The sequence below is a fragment of the Lyngbya sp. PCC 8106 genome (assembly GCF_000169095.1).
Lineage (GTDB): Bacteria > Cyanobacteriota > Cyanobacteriia > Cyanobacteriales > Microcoleaceae > Capilliphycus.
The window spans coordinates 1-1,340 of sequence record NZ_AAVU01000108.1; the positions used below are offsets into that span (position 1 = coordinate 1).

The window sequence follows — 1,340 nt, forward strand, 5'->3', positions numbered from 1 at the left end:
TTGTGGATACAAAACAGACCGCGATATAGCCGCAGGTCAAAACATTAGAAATCGAGGAATTAAGCTAATTAGTACCGTTGGACAGACGGGAAAGGAAACTGCCTGTGCAGACGTTCTACCGGGGGCTGTTAAAAATCAGTCTAGGCAAGTGTCGAAATCCCGCAAGGGAAAAACCAGGAAAACCAAGCTGTGAGGTTTGGAAGCCCACACTGTAATTTTCGATTCAGTGTGGGAGGATGTCACCATGGACAAGTGCTGTTTTCAGTTAACTGTTTTTTGCGATCTCCCCTTCTCTCTAATAAAAGCAAAGACGCTCCTGGGGGAACGTCTCTAGCTTGATGCAGTCAATTTTAACCAAGAATGATAGTCTATTGATTTTAGAAATGCTTGGCGATTAACTTGGGTAGTTCCTTGGCGCTGACCCGACTGTAGCGGGTTTTGTCGGGCATCATCACCACATTAGGCCCTGCTTTGCACCGTTTGAGACAGCCTGTTTTCTTGATCGTCACGTGTTCTTCGAGTCCTTGTTCTTGAACAGCAGTTTCTAACGCTGAACATAGATGGCTTCCACCCTTTTTGCGACAATCTGATTTGTCACAGACGAGGATTTGGGCTTTTTTACCTGCACAAGTCTTTTTCGCTGCTTTTTGAGATGAACAGGGTGAACTGCTGGCCTCGTCTGCCTCACTCAAGGCCATCACTTGCTCGGCTTTGAGTTTGATTTTGCCGCTTTTAGGATCATACTTTTTGATGCCACTCACCTGAACTTGTCGTCCCGGAATTAACAAACGTTCACAAATTGAACGAGATTCTTTGGAGAGTTTAATCAAATGTAGCCCTTCGGAGGTCATCAGTTGTAGGTATTTAGGCTTGCTGCCATCGAAGAATACATAGGTCACTTGACCATCAAAATTGAATTCCGTAATTTGTTTGTCAGTTTTAGACATTGGTTTCAGGGTAATCCTTAAGGTATTGGAATTGAGATAGTCGGAGTTTGGAGTAAAGACGTTTATTTTGAGGAAACGTCCAAGTTGACGAAGGAAAGCCGCCGCATCGTTGCGATCGTCATTAGTCAGACTCAGCTTTCCAACAGCGTTCTAAGGTTTCAAGTAGATCTCGACGAGAGGCTGAGAACTGTTTAAGGACGCTGGAGAGTTGAACCGCTTGGTTAATGTTATTGATCTGTACCCGTAGGGGTTGCTCGATCTCACATGAACTGGGGATTCCTAGCTCTTGTAAGCGTCTGTAGACTTGCCAGCGATCGGCCCAGGAGTTGACCTCGATGACTTCGCTGTTGTCGGGATGTAACTGTGATGAATTCATTACTTGTACCAACTGCA

General features: G+C 45.1%; 2 protein-coding genes and 1 pseudogene. 1 reads left to right on the forward strand and 2 read right to left on the reverse strand.

Annotated features, from left to right (window positions below):
• Nucleotides 1-193, forward strand: a pseudogene (locus L8106_RS34120) (RNA-guided endonuclease TnpB family protein); the annotation flags it as partial.
• A 184-nt stretch (nucleotides 194-377) separates the two neighbouring features.
• Here L8106_RS34120 and L8106_RS29140 read toward each other — a convergent pair.
• Nucleotides 378-947, reverse strand: coding sequence for a (2Fe-2S) ferredoxin domain-containing protein (locus L8106_RS29140; RefSeq protein ID WP_009788184.1), 570 nt, complete (start codon nucleotides 945-947; stop codon nucleotides 378-380).
• 121 nt (nucleotides 948-1,068) lie between these two features.
• On the reverse strand, nucleotides 1,069-1,340 hold a 272-nt coding region (locus L8106_RS29145; protein WP_009788185.1), incomplete at its 5' end, for an Asr1405/Asl0597 family protein.

What these genes read in the sequence shown, in the direction of transcription:
- L8106_RS29140 (WP_009788184.1), bottom strand. Translation starts at nt 947, where the DNA reads ATGTCTAAAACTGACAAACAAATTACGGAATTCAATTTTGATGGTCAA.